Raw genomic sequence first — 21,402 nt, 5'->3', positions numbered from 1 at the left:
AGTGGGACTATAGCTAAATTTTATGGCCACAAGAACAGTTTGATTCGTCAAAATGGTATTTTGTGGCCTCATTTTATTTTTATGGAAAAGGACAAAGAAACGATAAGTCAGACCAAATTTTCGGTACTGGATCTTGTACCTGTGGTACAGGGAAACAGTATTAAAAAGTCTATTGACAACAGCGTAGAACTTGCGCAAAAAGTTGAGGAATTGGGATTTGAAAGATTTTGGATCTCTGAACATCATAATATGGAAAGCATTGTAAGTTCGGCAACGGTAGTATTGCTGGGGCACATTGCGCAGGCAACTTCCCATATAAGAATAGGCTCTGGTGGAATTATGCTGCCAAATCACGCCCCACTGGTAGTTGCAGAACAATTTGGAACCCTGGAAAGTATCTACCCCGGCAGAATGGACCTGGGACTGGGGCGCGCTCCGGGAACCGATCAAAAAACAGCCATGGCACTTAGAAGGAACAGGCAGGAATCGGTAGAAGATTTCCCAAACAACGTACAGGAGTTGCAACGATTTTTTTCCGCGGAAAATAAAAATGCAGCTGTAAGAGCAATACCCGGGGAAGGATTAGATGTGCCGTTATATCTTCTTGGCTCGAGTACCTTTAGTGCACATCTGGCCGGCGTGTTGGGTTTACCCTATGCTTTTGCAAGTCACTTTGCTCCTACTCATCTGCATTCTGCCCTACAAATTTATCATGAAAAATTTGAAGAATCCAAACAGCTCAAAAAACCATATTCTATTGCTTGTGTCAATGTAATAGCTGCAGAAACAGATGAAGAAGCAGAACGATTGGCAACCAGTCAAAAACAGTTTGCTTTAGGGATCATAAGAAATGAGCGAAAACCTATGCCCCCACCCGTAGATAATATGGAAGAACTTTGGAACGAAGGCGAAAAAGCGACCATTCAACAAATGATGCATTACAGTTTCATAGGTTCCGAGGAAACAATTAGAAAAAAAATTACTGCATTTGTAGAGAAAACACGTGTTAATGAGGTTATGGTGGTTTCCCATATTTATGATCATGACGAGCGTCTTAAATCCTATGAGATTTTGAGCAGGCTCTATAAATCACCAGCGAAAAACCCCTTTTTCGATGATAGTAAAATCAGTTAATTTAAAAAGACTGCCGTTGGCAGTCTTTTTAAATTAAGGAAAGTCTGGGTTTAAGTAATTGTAATTTTATCTGTAAAAATTCTGTTTCCCTTCTTGAATTTAATGGTGTACACTCCTTTCGGCACTTCAGAAAAATCAAGAGTTCTCGTAAAAATATCACGTCGATCTTTAACCGAACAAACAATTTTTCCCTGGGAATCAAAGACTTCCATTCTGGTGTTTTCCTTTTCAGGGTTATTAAGAAAAACCATTACTATTTTCTCGTCAATCTTTAAACGGGGTTTGAAAACAGTTTTAGAAGAATCACCTTTGAAAACCAGTCCGTCTTCATTTTTAATAATAATGGAGCTGTGAATCACAAAATCCTTCTCAATATCCAGGTAATAAACCCCTTTTGGAAGCACTTCTAAGTTTAGTGTAGTTCTATAAGGTTTATTGTTGGTAAGGCTGTCCTGAAACAGGATTTCGCCTTTTTGATCTTTGAATGATAAAAATGCACTACTTTGCATGTTCTCAAACTCCACTACCAGGTTTTGTTCTTCCTGGATCTTCACTTCTACATCTTTTCCGGCTCGTGCGTGGAAAGTAAACAGAAACAAAAATACGGCTACTGCAATTTTACTTAGCTTTTTCATAATTTTCAGTTTTTTAATTAATACTCTGAATTTTATGTAACTAATATAAGTTGTAAAAACGCCTGTATACTAATAGTAGATTTGTCTATTTATATCCAATATTAACCGCACACTCCCCTATACTACAACGTTTTAGTGTAAATAAAACATATTTAGGGTAAATTTGCATAAATGATCCGTAAAAATTACATTTACATTATATTCACTAAAAACTGGATATCATGAAATTATCTTCAAAACCAGAATTCGAAAAAATAGAGCCGGCATTTGGCAGCTCTTTTTCATATAGAACATATAATAAGGACCACCAGAACAAGAACCATACTTTTTGGCATTACCACCCCGAACTTGAACTTGTATATGTAAACGGGGGTTCCGGTAAGCGTCAAATTGGTAGCCACGTCTCCTATTATCAAAGGGGAGACCTTATCCTTATTGGATCTAACCTGCCGCATTGCGGGTTTACCGACAGCCTTACGGAATATGAGAACGAGACTGTTATTCAAATGAAGCCCGACTTTTTAGGGCAGGATTTCTTTAATATATCCGAAATGAAGAACATAAGATCCCTTTTTGAAAGGGCTAAAATGGGAATTGTCTATCATGGCATCGCTAAGAGAAGCATTGGAAAAAAAATAGAAGCCATGAGAGATAGAGATCATTATGAAAGGCTTCTCAGGCTTCTGGAGATCCTAAATTTACTTCAGCGGAGCGAAGATTACACCGTGCTCAACGCCCAGGGATTCATTCTTGAAACCGAGCTGCATGACAATAACCGTGTAAACGTCATCTTTAATTTTGTAAAGGAAGAATTCCGCAGGCCCATAAGCCTGGAGGAAATTGCAGACCTGGTGAGTATGACTGTACCCGCCTTTTGCAGGTATTTCAAGAAAATTACAGGAAAAACTTTTACTGAATTTGTGAATGAATACCGCCTTACACACGCAGCCAAATTATTGCATGAAAAACAGGTTAGCATTACTGAAATCTGTTATGACAGTGGTTTCAACAACTTTAGCCACTTCAACAAAAGGTTCAAAAAATTCACCGGAAAAGCACCTTCGGTTTACCGAAACGAGCTTAAAGTAGTCTTATCATAAAGAAGATGTATTCCAGGCGCTCTTAGCAAGTGTATATATTAAAGCCTGGAGTACAACTTTTTTTACCGCGGAATCCATCTGGTTGTCCCTGACAAATTTTTGGTTTACCTCCAGCTCTATTCCGGAATAATTCTGAGGATACTTTTTTCGGAGATAAGTGGTAAAACCATCTGCTTTTCCAATGTATGGATAGTTAAACCTGATTTTTAAACCGGGCGCTTCCTTTAGTATTTCCGCTTTGAAATCGGCAGAAAATTTCTTTTCAGTGTTATGAGCAGGATCGTACAACAAACCAATATCTGCATTGCGCTGCATCCCGTCCAGCACATTGGTAAAGCTGTGTACCGAAAAATGAATAATTTTTTCCCCTTTTTGAAGCGTATCAATAATATCTACTTCAACTTTGTTGCGATATGGCAGGTAAACTTTTGTTATTAATTCCTGTTTTTCTTCTGAAGACAATTTCCCACTGAATTCCGAAAAAAGCGCCGGATGATGCAAACTTCGGTTCACTTCAATCAAAAGCCGACTTACCTCTTGAAAATGGCAAAAATCTGCTACATTTTTTAATGCTGAATAAAGATCAAAAGCACCTGGATCAAATCCGCGGTGAGTTTTAAGAACTTCTTCCTGCCCATGGAAAAGATGTTCATACTCCTGCGGAATTTCATTTCCCGCATGTTCACAGGTGAGGATCAATTTCACGCTTGAAAGAACTCATTTTCCGCCAGGCATTCGCCAATTTGCCTGTAAGTTTTCACAATTTCTTCCGAAATAAAATTGTTACCTAAAGCTCTCAAAATCCGCGTAGAAAGACTTCCATTTTCAAGAAGAAATTCAATACTGGTTTGGTGCTTTTTAGATATGTTCATTTTAACCAGCGAGTATATCTTTTTCCACACTGCATCTACAGTAGCTTGTCCTTCAAGGTCAAAAACAGCAAGATATCGCTCATTAGAGATCATTGTTCCTTCAGCATCTTTTATCACCGCATCAAAGATCTCAAAAAGGTCATTTTCATGCCAGCTTTTTTGATCTTCAAGAGAAACCAGTTCTTCGCTCACCAACAGCTTTAAAGCTTCAATAATAAATACGGCTATGGCAAGATCGGCTTTGGGACATTCCTGAAGGTCAATCACCCTTATCTCTACAGCACCCCTGTCAAAACGGGCGATGGCACCTCTGGAATTTAAAAAGTGATGATCGAGAATATTTTCAGAATCATGAGGTTTTATAGCCTTGTTGATAGGTTCAAAAATGGTTTTAAAATACTCTTTTCTGGAGAAAACCTGCTCGGGAATTACTTTTCCGGTCATTTCCGGAATTTCCTTCTGGTTTGTTTTATAAACCTGCATTCGAGCATCTTTAAATCTGGAAAATGCACCTTCAAAAATGGCGGAACTGGCGCTCAAACCGGGTATAATGGGTAAAAGCAATCTAACCGCCGCATGAAGCTTTTCAAATTCGGCATCTGTAGCAAAAGGAAGGTTGATGTGCATGCTTTGCACATTGCTCCAGCCATGCCCGCGGCAGTCAAAAATGCGGTTATACAGCGCATATATTTTGCTGTAATTATGTTGCCACAGTTGCATTTCTTTTTCAGGATCCATTAACGGGTGAGCGGCTGTTGATAAAAGTTGAGCATCAAAATCCTGCAAAAGTGCATTCACTTCCCGTACGTTTTCAGCAAAAAGTTCATCGAGCGACTCAAGATCGACAGTTGGGCCATTAGTTTTGAGTTCCAACACATGAGCGACCAGCTCATTGCTCCACTCGATCTTGCCATTATCCACGTCAGATGTTAGCACACCACCATTCTTCCTGGTAAGCAATTTATCTACAATAGGGGTCACACGAAGGTCTTGTTTTCGAACCAACATATATTCCAGCTCGATACCAACTACTTCAAAAAGATGATAACTCATTCTATTTTTTTGTCTAAGCGGTTTTTTAAAGCCGATAATATTTCCATATAAACCTGGTCGCCGTAATAGGCATCTTCCACGCCAAAATCTATGTTTGGATTATCGTTTATTTCAATGACCAACGGCTTCCCATTTACTTCTTTTACATCAATCCCATAAAGCCCTTTGCCCATCAATTTAGCCGATTTTAAAGCTACTTCGAGGATCTTCTTCGGAACTTTTTCTATAGGTAAACAGTCGGCATTCCCGTCCTGGTCGTCTTTCTTTTTTGCATCCCAGTTATAGATCTGCCAGTGCCCTTTGGCCATGTAATATCTGCAGGCGAAAAGCGGCTTATCGTCCAGGATGCCGATACGCCAGTCATATTCTGAAGGAGAAAACTCCTGGGCAATGACCAGCTCTGATTTTTTGAGCATTTGTTTTACCAGAATGTCATATTCCTCCTCTGTAGCGGCTTTTTTAACGCCAAAAGAGAAAGTAGAATCGGGTGATTTTAGCACCACCGGTAAGCCTGTTTTTTCCAGTACGCTGTTCTTGTTGTCCTTGTGAACAATGATGGTTTTTGGGGTGGGAATATTCGCATTTTGCAAGGCTTCAGCCATGAAGACCTTGTTGCAGCATTTGAGAATGGCATCGGGATAATCTACGATAGCAATACCCTCCTGTTGGGCTTTTCTTGCAAAAGCATAGGCCTCATTATTCACTTCGGTACTTTGCCTAATTAATAAAGCGTCAAAGGCCGATAGCCTGGAAAGGTCATTCGGCGAAACAATTTCAACATAGAAGTTCATCTTTTCTGCAATGTCCACAAACCTTTTGATTGCTTTTGCGTTACTTGGCGGTGCAACATCTTCAGGATGCACAAGAATTGCTAGATCATAGTCGTAACTTGTGTTCTTCGGAATATCGTAACGCTTCTTAGCAAAATACTGTTCTGCAAAGTAATGCATGCTTTCCTTGTGCTCCTGCGGAATTTCAGCTTCAGAAATAGCTTTTATGGATTTAATATTCCATTTGGTGCTGTAGTTAAACTTGATCCGCAAGAATGGGATCTGGAAATGCCGGTGAAACATGGCACTCAATTCCCTGTACTTTTGAGCAACATTTTGACCAAAATATATACTAAGGGTAAATTCCTGCGACTTGATGTTCTTTAAACTTTGCTGTATTACATCATCAAACTCATCTGAAACGATCCTTACCAGCTTTGGTTCCCGCAAATCCACAATATTTTTGACCGTGGGAATCGCTAAATGCCCGCGCGCTTCTGCAAGGAGAGAAACATAATAGCCTTTGGACTGGTATGAATAATCTTTACAGAGATTAAAGATCCTCGCGTTCCTTAGCTTTGCAAAATCGGGGTTGGTGAGATAATCCCGCGCAGAAATGATCTCTACATTCTCAAGGTAAATTTTCCAATTTTCAGGATGATTTACGACTATATATTTCTTCATTCAGGTTTTAAAAATTAAATCAAATTTAGAGATAAAATAAATCCAAAAAGCAAAATAATCAGCAGGTCAGGAAAATATTTTACGATTCAAAAGGCGCTCCTTCTATCTTGAAGAATAGTGTTTTGAGCTTGTTATAAAATTGCGATAAAACCTCTTTTTAACTGTATTTATTAAAATCTTTGCTTCAGAAGAAATTCTTTGTGCAGGTTCCAGTTTTTCCCATCGTGCCGGAACAGTACCATAATTTTAGCACAGAATGTTGCTTCAAAATCCCTTTTTTTGAACTCATTCCAGGCTTTCTTAAAAGTTTCCTTATCAAGATCTCTTGTTGCCACTGTGATGTGAGGGTGAAAAGCTTTTTTCTTCTTGTTATCCTCATCTTTTAAAAGAAAATCTTTCATTACATCCTGCAAACGTTCCTGAAGCAGTTGCAAAGGCTTTTCATTTTCTACTTTTAAAAAGATCACCCGCGGCGGAAAACTTCCGAATCCGGTAAGATTTACCGAAAAAGCCTTTTGATCTTCAGCAAATGAAGCCAGAGAAGAAATCAATCTTTCCTCCTCTTCTTCCGGAAATTTGAACGGAATTTGCAACGTGATATGCGCGGGAAGTTTCATTGCCTTTTTCACATTATACAGCTCCTTCACCTCTTCCTTTATCTTTTTGATGCGTTGCCTCAAACCAGGATCGGGCAGGATTGCGATGAAATAAAGTTTCATAAATAGCTGTTTAGCTCACGGCCTTAAAGAAATCTTCAATTTGTTGTTGGTCTCCACTTATGAAGACCAAATCATTAAGCAACATCTTCTCATCGGGATCTATGGAAGAAATGAGCTGCTCCTTACGATTGATCGCCAGGATATTTACCCCGTATTTCCTTCTCACATTTGCTTCGGAAATGGTCTTTCCTACTATTTTCCCGCTGTCTGCAACTAACCGTACACATGTTATCTTGAAATCGGGAATCTTGGAAGAAGTAATGGTTCTGGGAGTTTTATTCCGACTTTGGAAAATCTCATAATTATCTGCCCGCACCCTTTCAATCAAATTTTCAAGCTCGTCAATAGGAACGAGGTAGTTATGCAAAACCCGGGAGAATATTTCAATTGAAGTTTCGAATTCTTCAGGAATAACTTCATCTGCTCCCAAAGCGATCAAAGCATCTATTTCCTTGACGTATCTTGTTCTTACGACAATAAAAACAGATTGTGAAAGGTTCCTGATATTTGTAATAATAGCTTTTGTCGCGGCAGGATCTGAAATTGCAATGACCACTACCCGCGCTTTTTGAACTTCCACCGATTCCAGAATGTGTTCATGAACAGCATCTCCATAAATAATGGGTTCTCCTTTGGCTTTTTCAGCTCTCACGGTGTCGGCATTTAATTCCAGGATCACGTATGGAATACTGGCGTAACGGGCTGCTTTTGCCAGGTTTGTTCCATTTATTCCGAAGCCAATAATGAGCAGGTGATTTTCCAGTCCTTCCAGTTCTTCATGTTGCTGCGGTTCTAAAGAAGCCGCTTTTCCATTCCACTTTTGTGAGCGAATGATAAAGGCGGAGATCCTTTCAGAAAACATGAGAACGAATGGCGTAAGCAGCATGGTCCCAATAGAAACCGAAAGAAAATACTGGTTCATTTGTGCGGTAAGAAGGCCATTTTCTATACCAACTCTGGAAAGGATAAAGGCAAATTCTCCAATCTGAAAAAGAGCCAGGCCTGTAAGCGCCACTGTTCTTGGCGGATATTTTAGAAAGATAGTAGCAACCGCAGCGATGCAACCTTTCAAAATAAACACCACCACCACCAGTAAAAGAATAACCGGTGCATGTGCCATGAAAAATGACAAATTCAGCAGCATTCCTATAGAAATAAAGAAAAAACTGGTGAACAGCTCCCTAAAAGGTAATATGGTGCTGGTTGCCTGGTGGCTGTAATCTGATTCCGAAATGATTAGTCCGGCGAGGAATGCTCCAAAAGCGAGCGAAAGACCGGCTTCCGCTGTTAGAAAAGCCACGGCAAAACAAAGGGTGATAGTAGTAAGCAAAAAGAGCTCTTTACTTTTAGTTCTTGCGATAACATACATTAATCGGGGTACGAGATACCTGGCGCTTACATAAGTAATTGCAACTACAAGAGCAGATTTGATCAATAACTCGAGTACTTCGAAGCCAACATCTGTTGACCGGCCTGCAAGAATTGGGGTGACCAGCATCATGGGCACCACAATAATATCCTGAAAAATGAGAATTCCAAGAGCATTTCTGCCATGTGGAGCCGTAATTTCATTTCGATCCTGCAACACTTTAAGAACAATCGCCGTACTTGACAGGGAAAAAAGGAAACCTACAAAAACAGCTTCATTCCATTTAAAACCAAGAAACAAATAGATGAGAAAAGTGACTGCAACGGTAAGCCCTACCTGTAAAAACCCTCCAAAAAAGACGGTTTTTCGCATAGATTTTAATTGCTTGATGGATAGTTCCATACCTATGACAAAAAGCAGCAGAATAACTCCAATCTCTGCAAGAATTTCTACCTCGTGTACGGCTTTGATTAAACTTAAACCATAAGGGCCAATGATGATACCTGTAAGGATAAATCCTAAAATAGAAGGCAGCTTAAAACGTTGTAGCATCAATACTACCACGACAGATAAACCAAGTATAATTACAATGTCCTGTAGTAAAGGAAAATCCATGCTGATACTGCCTTAAAATATTGAATCATTTGATTTTAGGGAAAGTAAAAATATATAATTTTCTGCTAGTAAGTGTACAGAAATTATAGGTAGCAAGACGCTCCTTCTAGAAACTTTGGAAAAAAGTCGACGAAAATTATTTCTTTTCTACTTCAGTATCAAAATAGAGTTCCCTGATGTAGCCAGATCTGCTTCCGGGTAACATTAATTTCCATATCTCCTTTTTAGAAATTAAGTTCTTTGCGGCAAGTCGCATTCCGTCAATATAAGTACGATAAACAATCAGGTAAAAAAGGAAAAATAGTACGAGGTTTTTAGGACCAATATAACCCAGTTCAGCAGAGGCAAAGAGAATTGCCAGTGGTGCAAGAATGGCGAAGTAGTACTTCGATATGTTTTTCATAACAGTTGTTTTGGAGAAACTGCTACAGCTTTTGTCCCGCAACAGAAAAAATTCTTTTTCAACTTCTATAGAACTAAATTAATTAAAATTCTGTTAAATACAAATCCTGATACTTTTTTGGCAACTACAGGTAACCCGCTGCCTGTAGATTAAACAACTCTGCATAGAGTTTTTCATTTCTCATAAGTTCTTCGTGAGTGCCTATCTCCAGTACAGCGCCATCTTTTAGAACCATAATTCTGTCGGCAATTCGTACCGTGCTAAAACGATGTGAAATGATCACTGCAGTTTTTCCTTCAGTGAGTTTTATAAAGCGATCAAAAGCCTCTGTTTCAGCCCTGGCATCCAATGCTGAAGTTGGTTCATCTAAAATAAGAACTTCCGCATCTTTCATATAAGCCCTGGCAATGGCTATCTTTTGCCACTGTCCTCCCGAAAGATCTTTCCCCTGCTTAAATCTTTTTCCCAGCTGTTGTTCATAACCTCCTGGCAATTGAGCCACAACTTCTTTCGCCAGACTTTTATCGGCTGCCGAATCAATTCTTGACTGATTTTTAATCTCCTTAATCTCTCCCATCGCAATGTTTTCGCGGAGCGTCAACTCAAATTTTACAAAATCCTGAAAAATCACCCCGAAATATTGTTGATAAGCGGTTCGGTCATAACGTTCTACAGGAATATCATCCAGCAAAATTTTACCCTCTGTTGGTTCATAAAACTGAAGCAGTAATTTGATCAAAGTTGTTTTTCCCGCACCGTTTTCGCCCACAAAAGCCAACTTCTCCCCTGCTTTTAAATTAAAATTGACATTTCTCACCACCCATGTTTCTGATTTAGGATATTTGAATCCAACATTAACGAATTCAAAACCTTTTTTGATCTTCTCCGGAAGCGGAAGCTTTTCCTCCTTAGATCTTTCTTCATAAACCAAATCAAGAAATTCAAAATAATCCTGAAGATACAGGGCGCTTTCTGTGATTGCTGTAAACCGTGTAAAGAAACCCTGAAGTTTTTGCCTTAATCCGCGGAAGGCTCCTGCCAAAAAAGTAAGATCTCCAAGGGAAAATATACCTGCCACGGTCCTGAAAATGATCAGTACATAAGCAGCATAATAGGCGACCGTTCCAATGACATTAAAAACAGATCCCCAACCAGCCCGCTGCTTTGCCAGTTTTTTACTCTGCGCATAATACTTTTCTGAAAGTCCTTTAAAACGCTGCCCAAGATAATCTGAGAGGCCAAATAGTTTCACCTCCTTTGCCGTAACATCACTTGCCCCTGCATAACGAAGATAATCCAGCTCCCGCCGCTCCTGTGTCCAGCTCCTTGAAAGGGAGTAACTGGTGCCGCTAAATTTTATCTCGTTTAAGATAGTTGGAATAATGGATACAACAAGCAGCAGTACGAGCCATGGCTCGAAAGCGACCACTCCGGCCAGTAACGAAAAAATTGTTACAAGATCTTCACCCTGGGTTAAGATATTTGACATCAAACCTACCCGGCCCGTCGTTTGCTGTCTTGCCCTTTCTAGTTTATCATAAAACTCGGAATCCTCGAGCTGGTCAAGACCCAATTCAGAAGTTTTACGAATAATCTTGACCGAAGTGTTGATAGAGTATTGGTCCCCCAACAAAGCATCGCTCAGGCTAATTCCCCTGCTTAACAAATCGCTAAAAACGGCCAGTCCAAACTCCACCGCCACCAGCATCCAGAGCCGGTCAAGATCTTTTACTTCTGCAGAAATTTGCAGCACCACCTCATCTATGATCAACTTTCCAATCCATAGCATGAGCATTGGCACAAAAGCATTGGCTATTCGGGATAGAAGATTGGCATAGAAAAGCAAAGGGTTCACTTTTCTTATTTCTTTAAAGAACCGCGGCACATACTTCAAGGAGGCGAAACTCTCCCTAAAGTTGATTTTTTGAGGTTCTATGGATTGTTTTTTTCTTGGCAAAGCAGAATTTTTGCGCAAGTTAAGAATGAAATTTTAGTCTATAATAGAAAAAAATCCGGGAAGAATCGAACGTTAAGTAAATACGATTAGGACCTATTCCTCCTGTTTCTCCTTAGATTCTATCCTAATCAATTTGTAATTTACTGAAGAAGCATCCATTGGCGGATTTTCTATTTCAGATTTCTCTACTATAAGGTCGTAAATATATCCTTCTTCGTAATCAAATCCCTCTATATCATCTTTGTAATAAAAGAGTTCCCAATCATCTGTTCCTATCGCGTTTCCTTCCTGAACCAAAAGGCACTCTCCCTCCATTTCGCCAATGCAGGAAACGGTATAACTATTTACCCTCAACGGAGTTTCCAGAACTGCATCCTCAGTTGAACCGCAACCCCAAAAGAAAAGTATTAAGATGTATGCCACTGTAATTTTCATGTTTTAAATATACGCATTCTCTGCGCACAAAAATCATTGATATATAGATTGTTACCCAAAAATGTCATTTAAAAGAAGTATTCTAAAAAGTTGTTATTTATGACGCATTTCTTCCGACGAGAAAAATTCCAATGCTTCTGCTTTAAAATATTATTACTATTTTGAACCCTTAAAAACCAACCCACATATGAAAATTTCAGGATTATGTTTGCTCCTCTTAACAGTTTCCTTAGGAGTGCAGGCACAAACTTCAGAAGAACAACTTAAAGAAAAAGCCAGAAAAATACATGAAGATGTGATCACCATAGATACCCATGATGACATTAATGTAGCGAATTTCACGGCCGAAAAAAATTACACACAGGATCTTGATACTCAAATAACGCTGCCAAAAATGAAAAAAGGCGGATTGGACGTGGCATGGCTCGTAGTTTACACCGGCCAGGGAGAACTTAACGCTGCAGGTTATAAAAAGGCGTACGAAAATGCCATTTCTAAATTTGATGCAATTCACCGCCTCGCAGATGAGTATGCGCCAAACCAGGTGGAACTGGCTACTAACTCCCAGGATGTTAGAGACGCCATTTCTTCGGGAAAAATGGCAGTGATGATTGGAGTTGAAAACGGATATGCTATTGGAACCGACATAAAGAACGTTGAAAAATTTTATGATCGCGGAGCTCGTTACATGTCGCTTGCACACCAGGGGCACAGTCAGTTAAGCGACTCAAATACAGGTGAAGAAGACGGAAAATGGCTACACAACGGGCTTAGCAAACTGGGGCGTGAAGTGATTAAGGAGATGAACCGCTTAGGGATGATGATAGACATTTCACATCCTTCTAAGGAAGCAATACGGCAAATGATCGAACTTTCCAAAGCACCTGTGATTGCTTCCCACTCTTCGGCAAGACAACTAGGGCATCATAGCAGGAATCTTGATGATGAAATGCTACAATGGGTAAAAGATAACGGTGGCGTCGTGCAAACGGTGGCTTTTAGATCTTACGTCAATACAGAAAAACAAGCTGATTATGAAAAAGCCGTTGAAGATGTTTACCGGCAGGTAGGCGAAAAAGTTGATTTTAAGATCATCTCCAGGGACAGCATTCGAAGCATGGATGAACAGGCGCAAACGGCTTACTTTAAAAAATACCGTGAAGTCAGAAAACTATCTAAGCCAAGAGTGGTTAAACTACATGAAGAGGTCCCGCCGGTTGATGTATCTGATTTTGTGGATCATATCGATTATATGGTAGAGAAAATCGGGATCGAGCACGTAGGAATAAGTTCAGACTTTGATGGTGGCGGCGGAGTTGAAGGCTGGAATGACGCTTCTGAAACTTTCAACATTACCCTTGAACTGGTAAAAAGAGGGTATACCGCAGAAGAAATAAAAATGCTTTGGGGTGAAAATTTATTACGGGTTTTAGATGAAGTAGAGGCTGTTGCTCAAAAGATTCAGAAGGGTTAACTCACTGTTCCTTTGAATTATTTCCGCCGAAAATGATCTGAAAAACTTAAGAAGACAATTCTTCAAAAATAGCAAAAGGTGCGGCTCTCTCTTTGAGGCCGCACCTTTTTATATGTAAAAATCAAAAACATTAGGGTTTATTTTTTCGTACCTTTTTATCCCACCATACAAAAAGAACAAACAGCACAATACTAATTATTGAAGTCCAGATGAGTCCGGTTTTGAGCCTTTCATAATTCCCTCCTAAATAAGCAATAAAAATGATAAGTGGGGAAATTCCCAGCATTGTTGCGCCAATGAACCTCCAATACCCCATTTTCAGAACCCCGCCTACAAAACTTATAGCATCGTTGGAAAGAAAAGGACTCAGTCGTACAACGATCACTGTCCAGAAACCGTAATCATCAATGAAGGAAGATATCTTTTTTTCAGTTTTGCCTCCAATCAACTTCTCCACGATGACCGGCCCAAAGTAGCGCCCAATAAAATAACCTATAGAAGAAGCCAGGAAAACGGCCACAAATAAAATAATACTTCCCCAAATAGGACCGTATGCTAAAATCGACACTACCATGAGAATGGGTGTGGGAATGACTAACAGGAACATCTGGAGGATCATCACCAAAATAATCATAACTGGTCCCAACCACCCGAATTGTGATACCCATTCTCTAGTTCTAACCTTATCGCCACTGGTAAGCACATCCCAGCCATTGCTCATGAAATCCTGTACCTGCGGAATGAAGAAATAACTCAAAACAAGCGCCAGGATAACCGCTGCAGAAATGTATAAAGGTGCTTTGCTTTGTTTAACCGTGGGGCTTTCGATTTCTTCAGCCATGAATGCATTAATTTTTGTGGATTGAGATTTTATGAATAGTTGCTTTATTTCCTTCATTTGAAATGTACATTCCTCCTGAAGCATCAAAGGCCAAACCTTCGGGCTGTGGAAAATTATCACTGTCTAAAATGTACAATTTCTTCGGATTTCCATCAGAATCTAGCACAAGAAGCTTTGGATGATGCCCTTCCAGGACATAAATTTCTCCCGTAATTGGATGGATGTTTAATTCTGAAGGTTTAAGATCTTCCATGGATTCCTTCTCCTCTTCGGTCTCAAAAATGGCATTTTCCAATGGTATTTTATAAACCGGCTCTTCCTGAAGCTTCATAGTTTCAGGATCTACCACATAAATACTTTTAAAGCCCGACTTATTAGCATCTTTTTCTTTATTCACCAACCATAATTTATTAGAAGAAGAATTCCAGGTCATTCCTTCCATGTCAGGATCATCTTTTAAAGGTAATTCATGTTCGGTAACTACGGGATTTGACAAATACTGAGTAATTTTGAAGATTGTGCCGTCACTTCTAAGAACGTAAGCCGTATTTTCTGAAATACTTATAGCTTCATAATCGCCACCGCCGGCAAAATCAATTTCTTCTACTATTTTTGAAGCTTTTAGATCATAAACGAAAATGGTTCCATCCTCATCCTGGATGCAAGCTACTCTTTGATCATCCAAAAATGCGATTCCTGAGACTTCTTCTAAGATGTTAGGTAATTCCCAGGTTTCTTCGATTATAATTTCCTGCGAAGGAGTTATTTCTGCGGCATCGTTTTTCCGTAGGAAAGAAAAATAAAGGATGCCTACTAACAAGATCAGGCCCGTACTTATTGAAATAACAGCTTTATAAACACTCATATTTATAAAGTTAGACAGATTATAAGGTTTGATAAAGCCATTTTCCTATATTTCTCAAAGTTTAATGAAAGTTTAAGAATTCAGGGATCTTGTGCTAAAGCACAACTTTCCCCCACCTCTCTAAATTTTCTATATGAAGGATTATCCCTTAATAATTGCCATTCCACCTATTAATTAGCTACAATGGCATTATACTTGCTCGCATCTGCACTTCATAAAGTTTACTTAAAAGAAAAAAAGACTTTGTACAGAATCGTTTTCTTTGTACGCCCATCCAAATGATCATGTTAAAAAAGCTAAAGTTACCCCGTTACGCCCGTTGGATCCTTAGAATCTTTTTAGGTTTTTTCCTGGCAGGCTGCATCTTTTATCTAAGCATTTATCTGGGGATGTGGGGCGAAATACCCGATAGTGCCGAGCTTAAAAACCTGAAACAAAATGAAGCCACCGAGATCTTTGCTTCTGAAGGAGAACTTTTAGGGAAATATTACATTTTTGACCGTCAACCTGTTTTTCAGGAAGATATTCCACAACATTTGCTCGATGCGCTTATTGCTACAGAAGATCTTCGGTTTTATGAACATTCCGGGATAGATTCCAGAAGTTTGCTCCGGGTTTTCTTTAAAACCTTATTAATGGGTGATGAATCCTCTGGTGGGGGAAGTACCATCACCCTGCAACTGGCAAAGAATTTATTCGGAAGAAATGACTATGCTGCTGTGAGCATTGTGGTGAACAAAGTACGGGAATCAATAATTGCAAGACGGCTGGAAGATCTCTATTCCAAAGAGGAAATTCTCACTTTGTACCTTAACACCGTTCCTTTTAGTGATAACACCTTTGGGATTGAAAGTGCGGCGCGAAAATTCTTTAATAAGACCACGAAAGATCTAAACCTGAAGGAAGCGGCAACCCTGGTGGGAACTTTAAAAGCTTCCCATTACTACAATCCACGAATTTACCCAGAGAGGAGCCAGTCTCGCAGAAACGTAGTGTTGCACCAAATGCAAAAATACGGTTTCCTTTCTCCAGAAGAATATGATCAATTAAAGGAAGAACCTATTGAGCTAAATTACCAGTACTTTAACAATAACAGCGGTACGGCAGCTTATTTTAGAAGCCAGTTGCAAAAAGATGTAAAGTCAATCCTAGATACGCTAAAAACAGAAAATGGGGAAAAATATGACCTTTACCAGGACGGACTACAAATTTACACTACCATTGATTACAAGATGCAAAAGCTGGCAGAAGAAGCCATGACAGAACACATGTCTGTGCTTCAAGAGCAGTTCGAAAGATCCTACGGAAAAAACGCCCCGTGGCTAAGAAAGGAACTCATAGCAGAAGCACTTCCAAAAACTAAAGCATACCAGTCTCTCGCTGCGGCCGGTTGGACGAAAGAAAAAATACTGGATTCCCTTAACGGAAAGACAGAAATGGAACTGTTCGACTGGGGAAAAAAAGAGATGGTACAGGCAAGTATCGCAGACAGCCTGCAGCATTATATGAAATTTCTAAATATGGGAATGCTTAACCTGGAGCCGCAAACAGGTGCTGTAAAATCGTGGATTGGCGGTATCAACCATGAGTACTTTAAATACGACCATGTCGCCCAAAGTCAGCGACAAGTAGGTTCTACCTTTAAACCTGTGGTTTATACAGCCGCAATTGAAGCGGGTATAGACCCTTGTACTTATTACTCTGTTCGTGAGGTGACTTATGCCGAAGGCTGGACCCCGTCCAATTCTTCTTCCGAAGAAGAAGATCCTCATATGAATTACAGTATGGAAGCTGCGCTTAGTCAATCTATGAATACCATTGCCGTAAAGGTGTTATTTGATGTGGGATTGAAAAATGTCATTTCACAGGCGCGTAAAATGGGTATTTCGTCCACACTTCCGGAGTATCCTTCACTTGCTTTGGGAACTGCCGAAATGAGCGTAGAGGAACTTGCAGGCGCCTATACAGGATATGTAAATGCTGGCCACCCTGCAAAACCTTATTATATCTCGAAGATCACAGATAAATTTGGGAATACGCTCGTCAATTTTGAACCGGAAGTTGCCAAAAAACAGGCGTTTTCAACAACTACCGCAGCTCTTATGCTGGAGATGATGAAAACCACCGTAAATGAAGGAACAGCGGCAAGGCTGCGATACAAATATAACCTACGAAATGATATTGCTGGTAAAACGGGAACCACCCAAAATAACAAAGACGGCTGGTTTGTAGGCATAACGCCAAACTTGGTTTCAGTCACCTGGGTGGGCGCAGATGATCACCGCATTGGCTTTAGGAACACCAGCACAGGACAGGGCGCAAATTCGGCTTTGCCAGCATTTGCCCTGCTTATGCAAAAAATGAACAATGATAGCTCCTTTAACGAGATCACGCAGGCAAAATTCCCCGCGCCTTCTGCTACCGTTCAGGCGCTGCTTGATTGTGAACCTTCAGAAAGAGATAATTTCCTTGAACGTCTTTTCACCAATGCAAAAGAACCAAAGCAACACGAAGAAAAGGAAGAGAAAAAAGGATTTTTTTCGAAGATCAAAGGACTTTTTAAAAAGAACAACTAATGTTCTTCTTATCCTAAAATTCACCCTGGTTGATGCGCAACCTCAATTTTCGCTTATAATCCTCTTTTAACCAGTCCCTGTAATTCTTGGTGCTATTACTAATACAATAGGAATACCGCCTTATTCTGTATGCAATATCTTCATCCAGCTCTTTTGCCAGAATCCGGGCGTCAAATACATCTTCACTGTTCTCGATACACATTTGAGCATGCTGCTCTATAGAACGTTCCAGAACAGTTTTTGACTTTAGACCTTTCTTAATCGTATCGTCATATTCGTCCTCCACATCAAATGCCACGTCTTCAGATTTTGCGAACTGCTTTCGAACATCTGGCGGCATTTCATACTTGAAGTTTTGCTCTATTTCTTCGTCGCTCACCAGGTTCTCCAGGTAATAATCTGGCGACCTGAAGATTTGTTTCCAATCTACGGGAGCGCTCCACAGGCCAAAACGGGCTGCGTTATTCCCAAGATCGATCACCGTGAATTCTTTCTTCCCAGGAATAATTCGGGAACCACGGCCTATCATCTGGTAATAAAGCGTCAATGATTTAGTGGCTCTGTTCAGGATAATAGTTTCTACGGTGGGCTCATCAAACCCGGTAGTAAGAATACTTACCGAAGTAAGAATCGCATCGGGCGTATGTTTAAACCATTTTAAAATTGCTCTACGGTCTTGTTTGCTCGTGGTATTGTCTAGATGCCGAACATCATAACCTGCATTTTTAAAGGTCTCGTAAACCTCTCGTGAAGTATTGATCCCGTTGTTGAAAATCAGCGTCTTTTTTCCCTGAGATTTTTCCATGTAAGCATCCAAAAGCTTTTCCTGCATGGAAAAATTGGAATACAGCTCTTCAGAAGATTTTACTGTGTAATCTCCGTTAATTCCAATTTTCAAAGAGGAAAGTCCTACATCATAACTGTAAGTATTTGCTTTTGCCAGAAAGCCTTTATCAATAAGTGAACTAATAGAATCTCCTACAATTAACTCCCTGTAATTATCTTTCATGGGAAGCTTTATGTTGGAACTCAAAGGAGTCGCTGTAACTCCTAAAATAAAGGATTTTTCAAAAAATTTAAAAAGTTTCCTGAAGGAGTTATAATGTGCTTCATCAATAATTACCAGCCCCACATTCTCCAGCTCTACCTTCTCGTCATTAAGCCGGTTGTTGAGTGTCTCCACCATCGCCACAAAGCACATAAACTCATCCTGATCTGGCAGCTCCTTGATCTTACTGTTAATGATCTTGTTGCGCACTCCAAACCCCGACAGCATTTTTGATGTTTGCCTGCACAATTCAATCCTGTGGGTAAGAATAAGAACTTTTTGATTCGTTCTCTGGATATATTCCCGCACAATCTGAGAGAAAATTACGGTTTTCCCTCCACCAGTGGGCAACTGGTATAAAAGGTTATAATGCTGCGGATGAGCATCTATAACATTAAATATCTTATCAATGTCTTTTTGTTGATAATCATAAAGTTCTTTATCAACTGTTTTTTCTTCAATTCCAAAAGTATCCTGCGCCATTCTTCTTTTATTTCATAAGCAATTTTGCAAAAATAGCAGATTTTTGAGGTAAATGGAAATCTTTCAAAGGTTTTTCAGGTAAAACAAGAGTTACGGCTTCATTTTGAGGAGGTAACAAGCTCTTTACAAGCTCTTTATATCTCGAATTTTCCGCATTACCAGCAAATAATCTGGCTTAGAAAATACCATTTCCTTATAAAAAAGAAAAGTCTTCAAAAATGACATTTTTGAAGACTTATTAATTACTTCTTTTCTTCTTCTTCAGAAAATTCTGAAGCCTTTGTCTTACTCAAAAAGATCTGAAGACAAATACCGGTCTCCCCTATCGCAAACAATGCTTACCACGACACCTTCCTCCAGCTCTTCACACAGGCGGACAGCAGCTGCAGTGGCACCTCCACTGCTCATTCCGGCGAATATTCCTTCTTCTTTGGCCAGACGCACCGTCATTTTCTTTGCTTCGTCTTCGCTTACTTCCAGCACACGATCAACTTTCTTCGGGTTAAATATCTTCGGAAGATAAGCCTGCGGCCATTTTCTAATTCCTGGGATTCTTGCTTCATCTGCAGGCTGCACTCCAACAATTTGAACATCCTTGTTCTTTTCCTTGAGATATGTAGAAGTTCCCATGATAGTCCCCGTGGTACCCATAGAAGACACAAAATGGGTGATTTTACCTTTAGTATCCTCCCATATTTCAGGTCCGGTGGTTTTATAATGTGCCTGCCAGTTATCATTATTGGCAAACTGATTAAGCATAAAATATTCCCCCTCCTGCATCCTCTTTTCTGCATAATCCCTGGCTCCTTCAATTCCACCGTCGCTACTGGTCAAAATTACTTTCGCACCATAAGCCCGCATGGTTTGCACCCTTTCAATGGTGGAGTTTTCGGGCATTACAAGTTCGATGTCAAGACCAAATATGCCAGCGATCATTGCCAGGGCAATACCGGTGTTTCCACTTGTTGCCTCGATGAGTTTTGTCTCTTTTGTAATCTCTCCACGCTCCATCCCGCTTTTTATCATATTGTAAGCAGCACGATCTTTTACACTGCCTCCGGGATTCTGTCCTTCCAGTTTCAAAAAGAGGGTTACATTAGGATTTTTCACTAAACCTACTGTCTTTACCAGAGGTGTATTACCAATTAGATCTATAATGGAATTGCTCATTTCTGAAATTTTTTAATGTTGATTTGTGGAGAGTGTGTTACCATAGAATTCTCTGGAATTGAAGAAGTAAGCCAGGCATTTCCACCGATGATACTATTTGAACCAATCACGGTATTCCCACCAAGAATGGTCGCATTGGCATAAATGGTTACATTATCTTCTATTGTAGGATGCCTTTTCATATTGCGAAGGCTGCGTTCCACGCTTAAAGCTCCAAGGGTCACCCCCTGGTAAATTTTCACATGATTTTTAATTACTGCAGTTTCGCCAATTACTACTCCCGTGGCATGATCTATAAAAAAGGATTTTCCAATGATTGCACCGGGATTTATATCAGTTCCGGTAAGACGGTGGGCGCATTCTGTCATTAAACGCGGTACCAGTGGCAAACCAATCTTATATAATTCATGGCTAAGCCTGTAAACGGCTATGGCAAAAAAACCCGGGTACGACAAATAAACTTCCTCTACAGAATTGGCTGCTGGGTCATTTTCTGCGATCGCCAGCGCATCTAGATTCAGCATTTCAAGCACTTTGGGTAACTTCTCAAGGTATTGCTGCCATAACTCCCTACAACTTTGCTCAGGGTTCCAGCAAACAAGATCTGCCAGCTCCTTAAAATTCCTCCCCAATAATTCGATATTTGCTTCTACGGGAGTGTCTACATCAAAAAGCGTATAAAACAGCTTTTTTGTAAATGCCTCAGTCTTCTCCTTTATGTCAAATTTGAGATTTGGAAGTTGCTTGTGCCTTATAATTTCTTCTATAATTTCTTTATTCTCCATATCATCCAGATTTCCGAAAAGAACTTCGGAATTATTATCAAAACTAAGAAATAGAATTTTCTTTACAGTACTTCATGTGCTAATGATCTCAATAAATGAGATTCGCATTCTTAATTAGTAATTCCTTCCATTTCCAAAAGCACAAAATTGAGCAGATTTTTAACTATACTTTGGAAGTTAAAGTTTCCTGAAATTTGAAATAATCTTGCTTTTTTGGTCTACTTTTAAAGAGTTACAAACTTTAATTACAGTGTATTATGGCACAAGAAAGTCAAAAAACAGGACAAAGGCAGCAGAAATCTGATGACAGAAAGAATGAGCCGAAAAAACAGGAATCTAAAAAGCAGGACAGCAAAGCTAAGAAGTAAGCGTCCTTAAAGCAATTCACTTACCGAAATTTTCTCAGGCCACCTC

At 39.8% G+C, this 21,402-nt stretch carries 18 protein-coding genes; 4 read left to right on the top strand and 14 right to left on the bottom strand.

What is annotated here, in order from left to right:
• Positions 1-81 precede the first annotated feature (81 nt).
• A complete protein-coding gene (locus tag ACOV1Q_RS06095) occupies positions 82-1,134 on the top strand; it encodes an LLM class flavin-dependent oxidoreductase (protein ID WP_424493503.1) in 1,053 nt (350 codons plus the stop codon).
• A 50-nt stretch (positions 1,135-1,184) separates the two neighbouring features.
• Here ACOV1Q_RS06095 and ACOV1Q_RS06090 read toward each other — a convergent pair whose 3' ends face one another.
• Positions 1,185-1,769 (bottom strand): T9SS type A sorting domain-containing protein, encoded by a 585-nt coding sequence (locus ACOV1Q_RS06090; protein ID WP_424493502.1) that lies wholly within the window; start codon positions 1,767-1,769, stop codon positions 1,185-1,187.
• 221 nt (positions 1,770-1,990) lie between these two features.
• On the opposite strand from ACOV1Q_RS06090, the gene ACOV1Q_RS06085 reads away from it, so the two are divergent.
• Entirely contained in the window at positions 1,991-2,869 is an 879-nt protein-coding gene (locus tag ACOV1Q_RS06085) for an AraC family transcriptional regulator (protein WP_424493501.1), read from the top strand.
• Here the strand turns inward: ACOV1Q_RS06085 and ACOV1Q_RS06080 are convergent.
• From ACOV1Q_RS06080 to ACOV1Q_RS06045, 8 genes are all read right to left on the bottom strand, one after another.
• Positions 2,864-3,574 (bottom strand): N-formylglutamate amidohydrolase, encoded by a 711-nt coding sequence (locus ACOV1Q_RS06080; protein ID WP_424493500.1) that lies wholly within the window; start codon positions 3,572-3,574, stop codon positions 2,864-2,866. The two genes, ACOV1Q_RS06085 and ACOV1Q_RS06080, sit on opposite strands and share 6 nt — an antisense overlap.
• Positions 3,571-4,794, bottom strand: coding sequence for a glutamate-cysteine ligase family protein (locus ACOV1Q_RS06075; RefSeq protein ID WP_424493499.1), 1,224 nt, complete (start codon positions 4,792-4,794; stop codon positions 3,571-3,573). The genes ACOV1Q_RS06080 and ACOV1Q_RS06075 overlap by 4 nt, the downstream gene beginning before the upstream one ends.
• On the bottom strand, positions 4,791-6,248 hold the full coding sequence (locus ACOV1Q_RS06070; protein WP_424493498.1) for a RimK family ATP-grasp domain-containing protein: 1,458 nt from the start codon (positions 6,246-6,248) through the stop codon (positions 4,791-4,793). Before ACOV1Q_RS06070 ends, ACOV1Q_RS06075 begins: the two co-directional genes overlap by 4 nt.
• Positions 6,249-6,418: 170 nt before the next feature.
• Positions 6,419-6,967, bottom strand: coding sequence for an RNA 2',3'-cyclic phosphodiesterase (gene thpR / locus ACOV1Q_RS06065; protein ID WP_424493497.1), 549 nt, complete (start codon positions 6,965-6,967; stop codon positions 6,419-6,421).
• A gap of 10 nt (positions 6,968-6,977) precedes the next feature.
• Positions 6,978-8,951 (bottom strand): monovalent cation:proton antiporter family protein, encoded by a 1,974-nt coding sequence (locus ACOV1Q_RS06060; protein WP_424493496.1) that lies wholly within the window; start codon positions 8,949-8,951, stop codon positions 6,978-6,980.
• 136 nt (positions 8,952-9,087) lie between these two features.
• Entirely contained in the window at positions 9,088-9,354 is a 267-nt protein-coding gene (locus ACOV1Q_RS06055; RefSeq protein WP_424493495.1) for a hypothetical protein, read from the bottom strand.
• A 124-nt stretch (positions 9,355-9,478) separates the two neighbouring features.
• Complete coding sequence (locus tag ACOV1Q_RS06050; protein ID WP_424493494.1) at positions 9,479-11,311, bottom strand: ABC transporter ATP-binding protein; 1,833 nt, start codon at positions 11,309-11,311, stop codon at positions 9,479-9,481.
• A 93-nt stretch (positions 11,312-11,404) separates the two neighbouring features.
• A complete protein-coding gene (locus ACOV1Q_RS06045; RefSeq protein WP_424493493.1) occupies positions 11,405-11,746 on the bottom strand; it encodes a DUF4377 domain-containing protein in 342 nt (113 codons plus the stop codon).
• Between the two features lie 187 nt (positions 11,747-11,933).
• Between ACOV1Q_RS06045 and ACOV1Q_RS06040 the strand changes: the two genes are divergently transcribed.
• A complete protein-coding gene (locus ACOV1Q_RS06040; protein WP_424493492.1) occupies positions 11,934-13,220 on the top strand; it encodes a dipeptidase in 1,287 nt (428 codons plus the stop codon).
• Between the two features lie 130 nt (positions 13,221-13,350).
• On the opposite strand, the gene ACOV1Q_RS06035 is transcribed toward ACOV1Q_RS06040, so the two are convergent.
• Both ACOV1Q_RS06035 and ACOV1Q_RS06030 read right to left on the bottom strand, forming a co-directional pair.
• Positions 13,351-14,061 carry a TVP38/TMEM64 family protein gene (locus tag ACOV1Q_RS06035; RefSeq protein WP_424493491.1) on the bottom strand — a complete coding sequence of 237 codons (711 nt, stop codon included), beginning with the start codon at positions 14,059-14,061 and terminating at the stop codon, positions 13,351-13,353.
• Positions 14,062-14,068: 7 nt separating this feature from the next.
• Positions 14,069-14,926 (bottom strand): SdiA-regulated domain-containing protein, encoded by an 858-nt coding sequence (locus ACOV1Q_RS06030; RefSeq protein WP_424493490.1) that lies wholly within the window; start codon positions 14,924-14,926, stop codon positions 14,069-14,071.
• A gap of 284 nt (positions 14,927-15,210) precedes the next feature.
• Between ACOV1Q_RS06030 and ACOV1Q_RS06025 the strand changes: the two genes are divergently transcribed.
• On the top strand, positions 15,211-17,502 hold the full coding sequence (locus ACOV1Q_RS06025; protein ID WP_424493489.1) for a transglycosylase domain-containing protein: 2,292 nt from the start codon (positions 15,211-15,213) through the stop codon (positions 17,500-17,502).
• Between the two features lie 13 nt (positions 17,503-17,515).
• On the opposite strand, the gene ACOV1Q_RS06020 is transcribed toward ACOV1Q_RS06025, so the two are convergent.
• The 3 genes from ACOV1Q_RS06020 to epsC all read right to left on the bottom strand — a co-directional run bounded on the left by ACOV1Q_RS06020 (position 17,516) and on the right by epsC (position 20,988).
• Positions 17,516-19,033 (bottom strand): DEAD/DEAH box helicase, encoded by a 1,518-nt coding sequence (locus ACOV1Q_RS06020; protein ID WP_424493488.1) that lies wholly within the window; start codon positions 19,031-19,033, stop codon positions 17,516-17,518.
• A gap of 285 nt (positions 19,034-19,318) precedes the next feature.
• Positions 19,319-20,203 (bottom strand): cysteine synthase CysM, encoded by an 885-nt coding sequence (gene cysM, locus ACOV1Q_RS06015; RefSeq protein WP_424493487.1) that lies wholly within the window; start codon positions 20,201-20,203, stop codon positions 19,319-19,321.
• The gene (epsC, locus tag ACOV1Q_RS06010) at positions 20,200-20,988 is read right to left on the bottom strand and encodes a serine O-acetyltransferase EpsC (protein WP_424493486.1); all 789 of its coding nucleotides are present in this window, start codon (positions 20,986-20,988) and stop codon (positions 20,200-20,202) included. The genes cysM and epsC overlap by 4 nt, the downstream gene beginning before the upstream one ends.
• Positions 20,989-21,402: the final 414 nt, after the last annotated feature.

It is taken from the genome of Salinimicrobium maris (assembly GCF_049680855.1).
In the GTDB taxonomy this organism is placed as follows: domain Bacteria; phylum Bacteroidota; class Bacteroidia; order Flavobacteriales; family Flavobacteriaceae; genus Salinimicrobium.
This window is presented reverse-complemented; position numbering and strand designations above follow the sequence as displayed.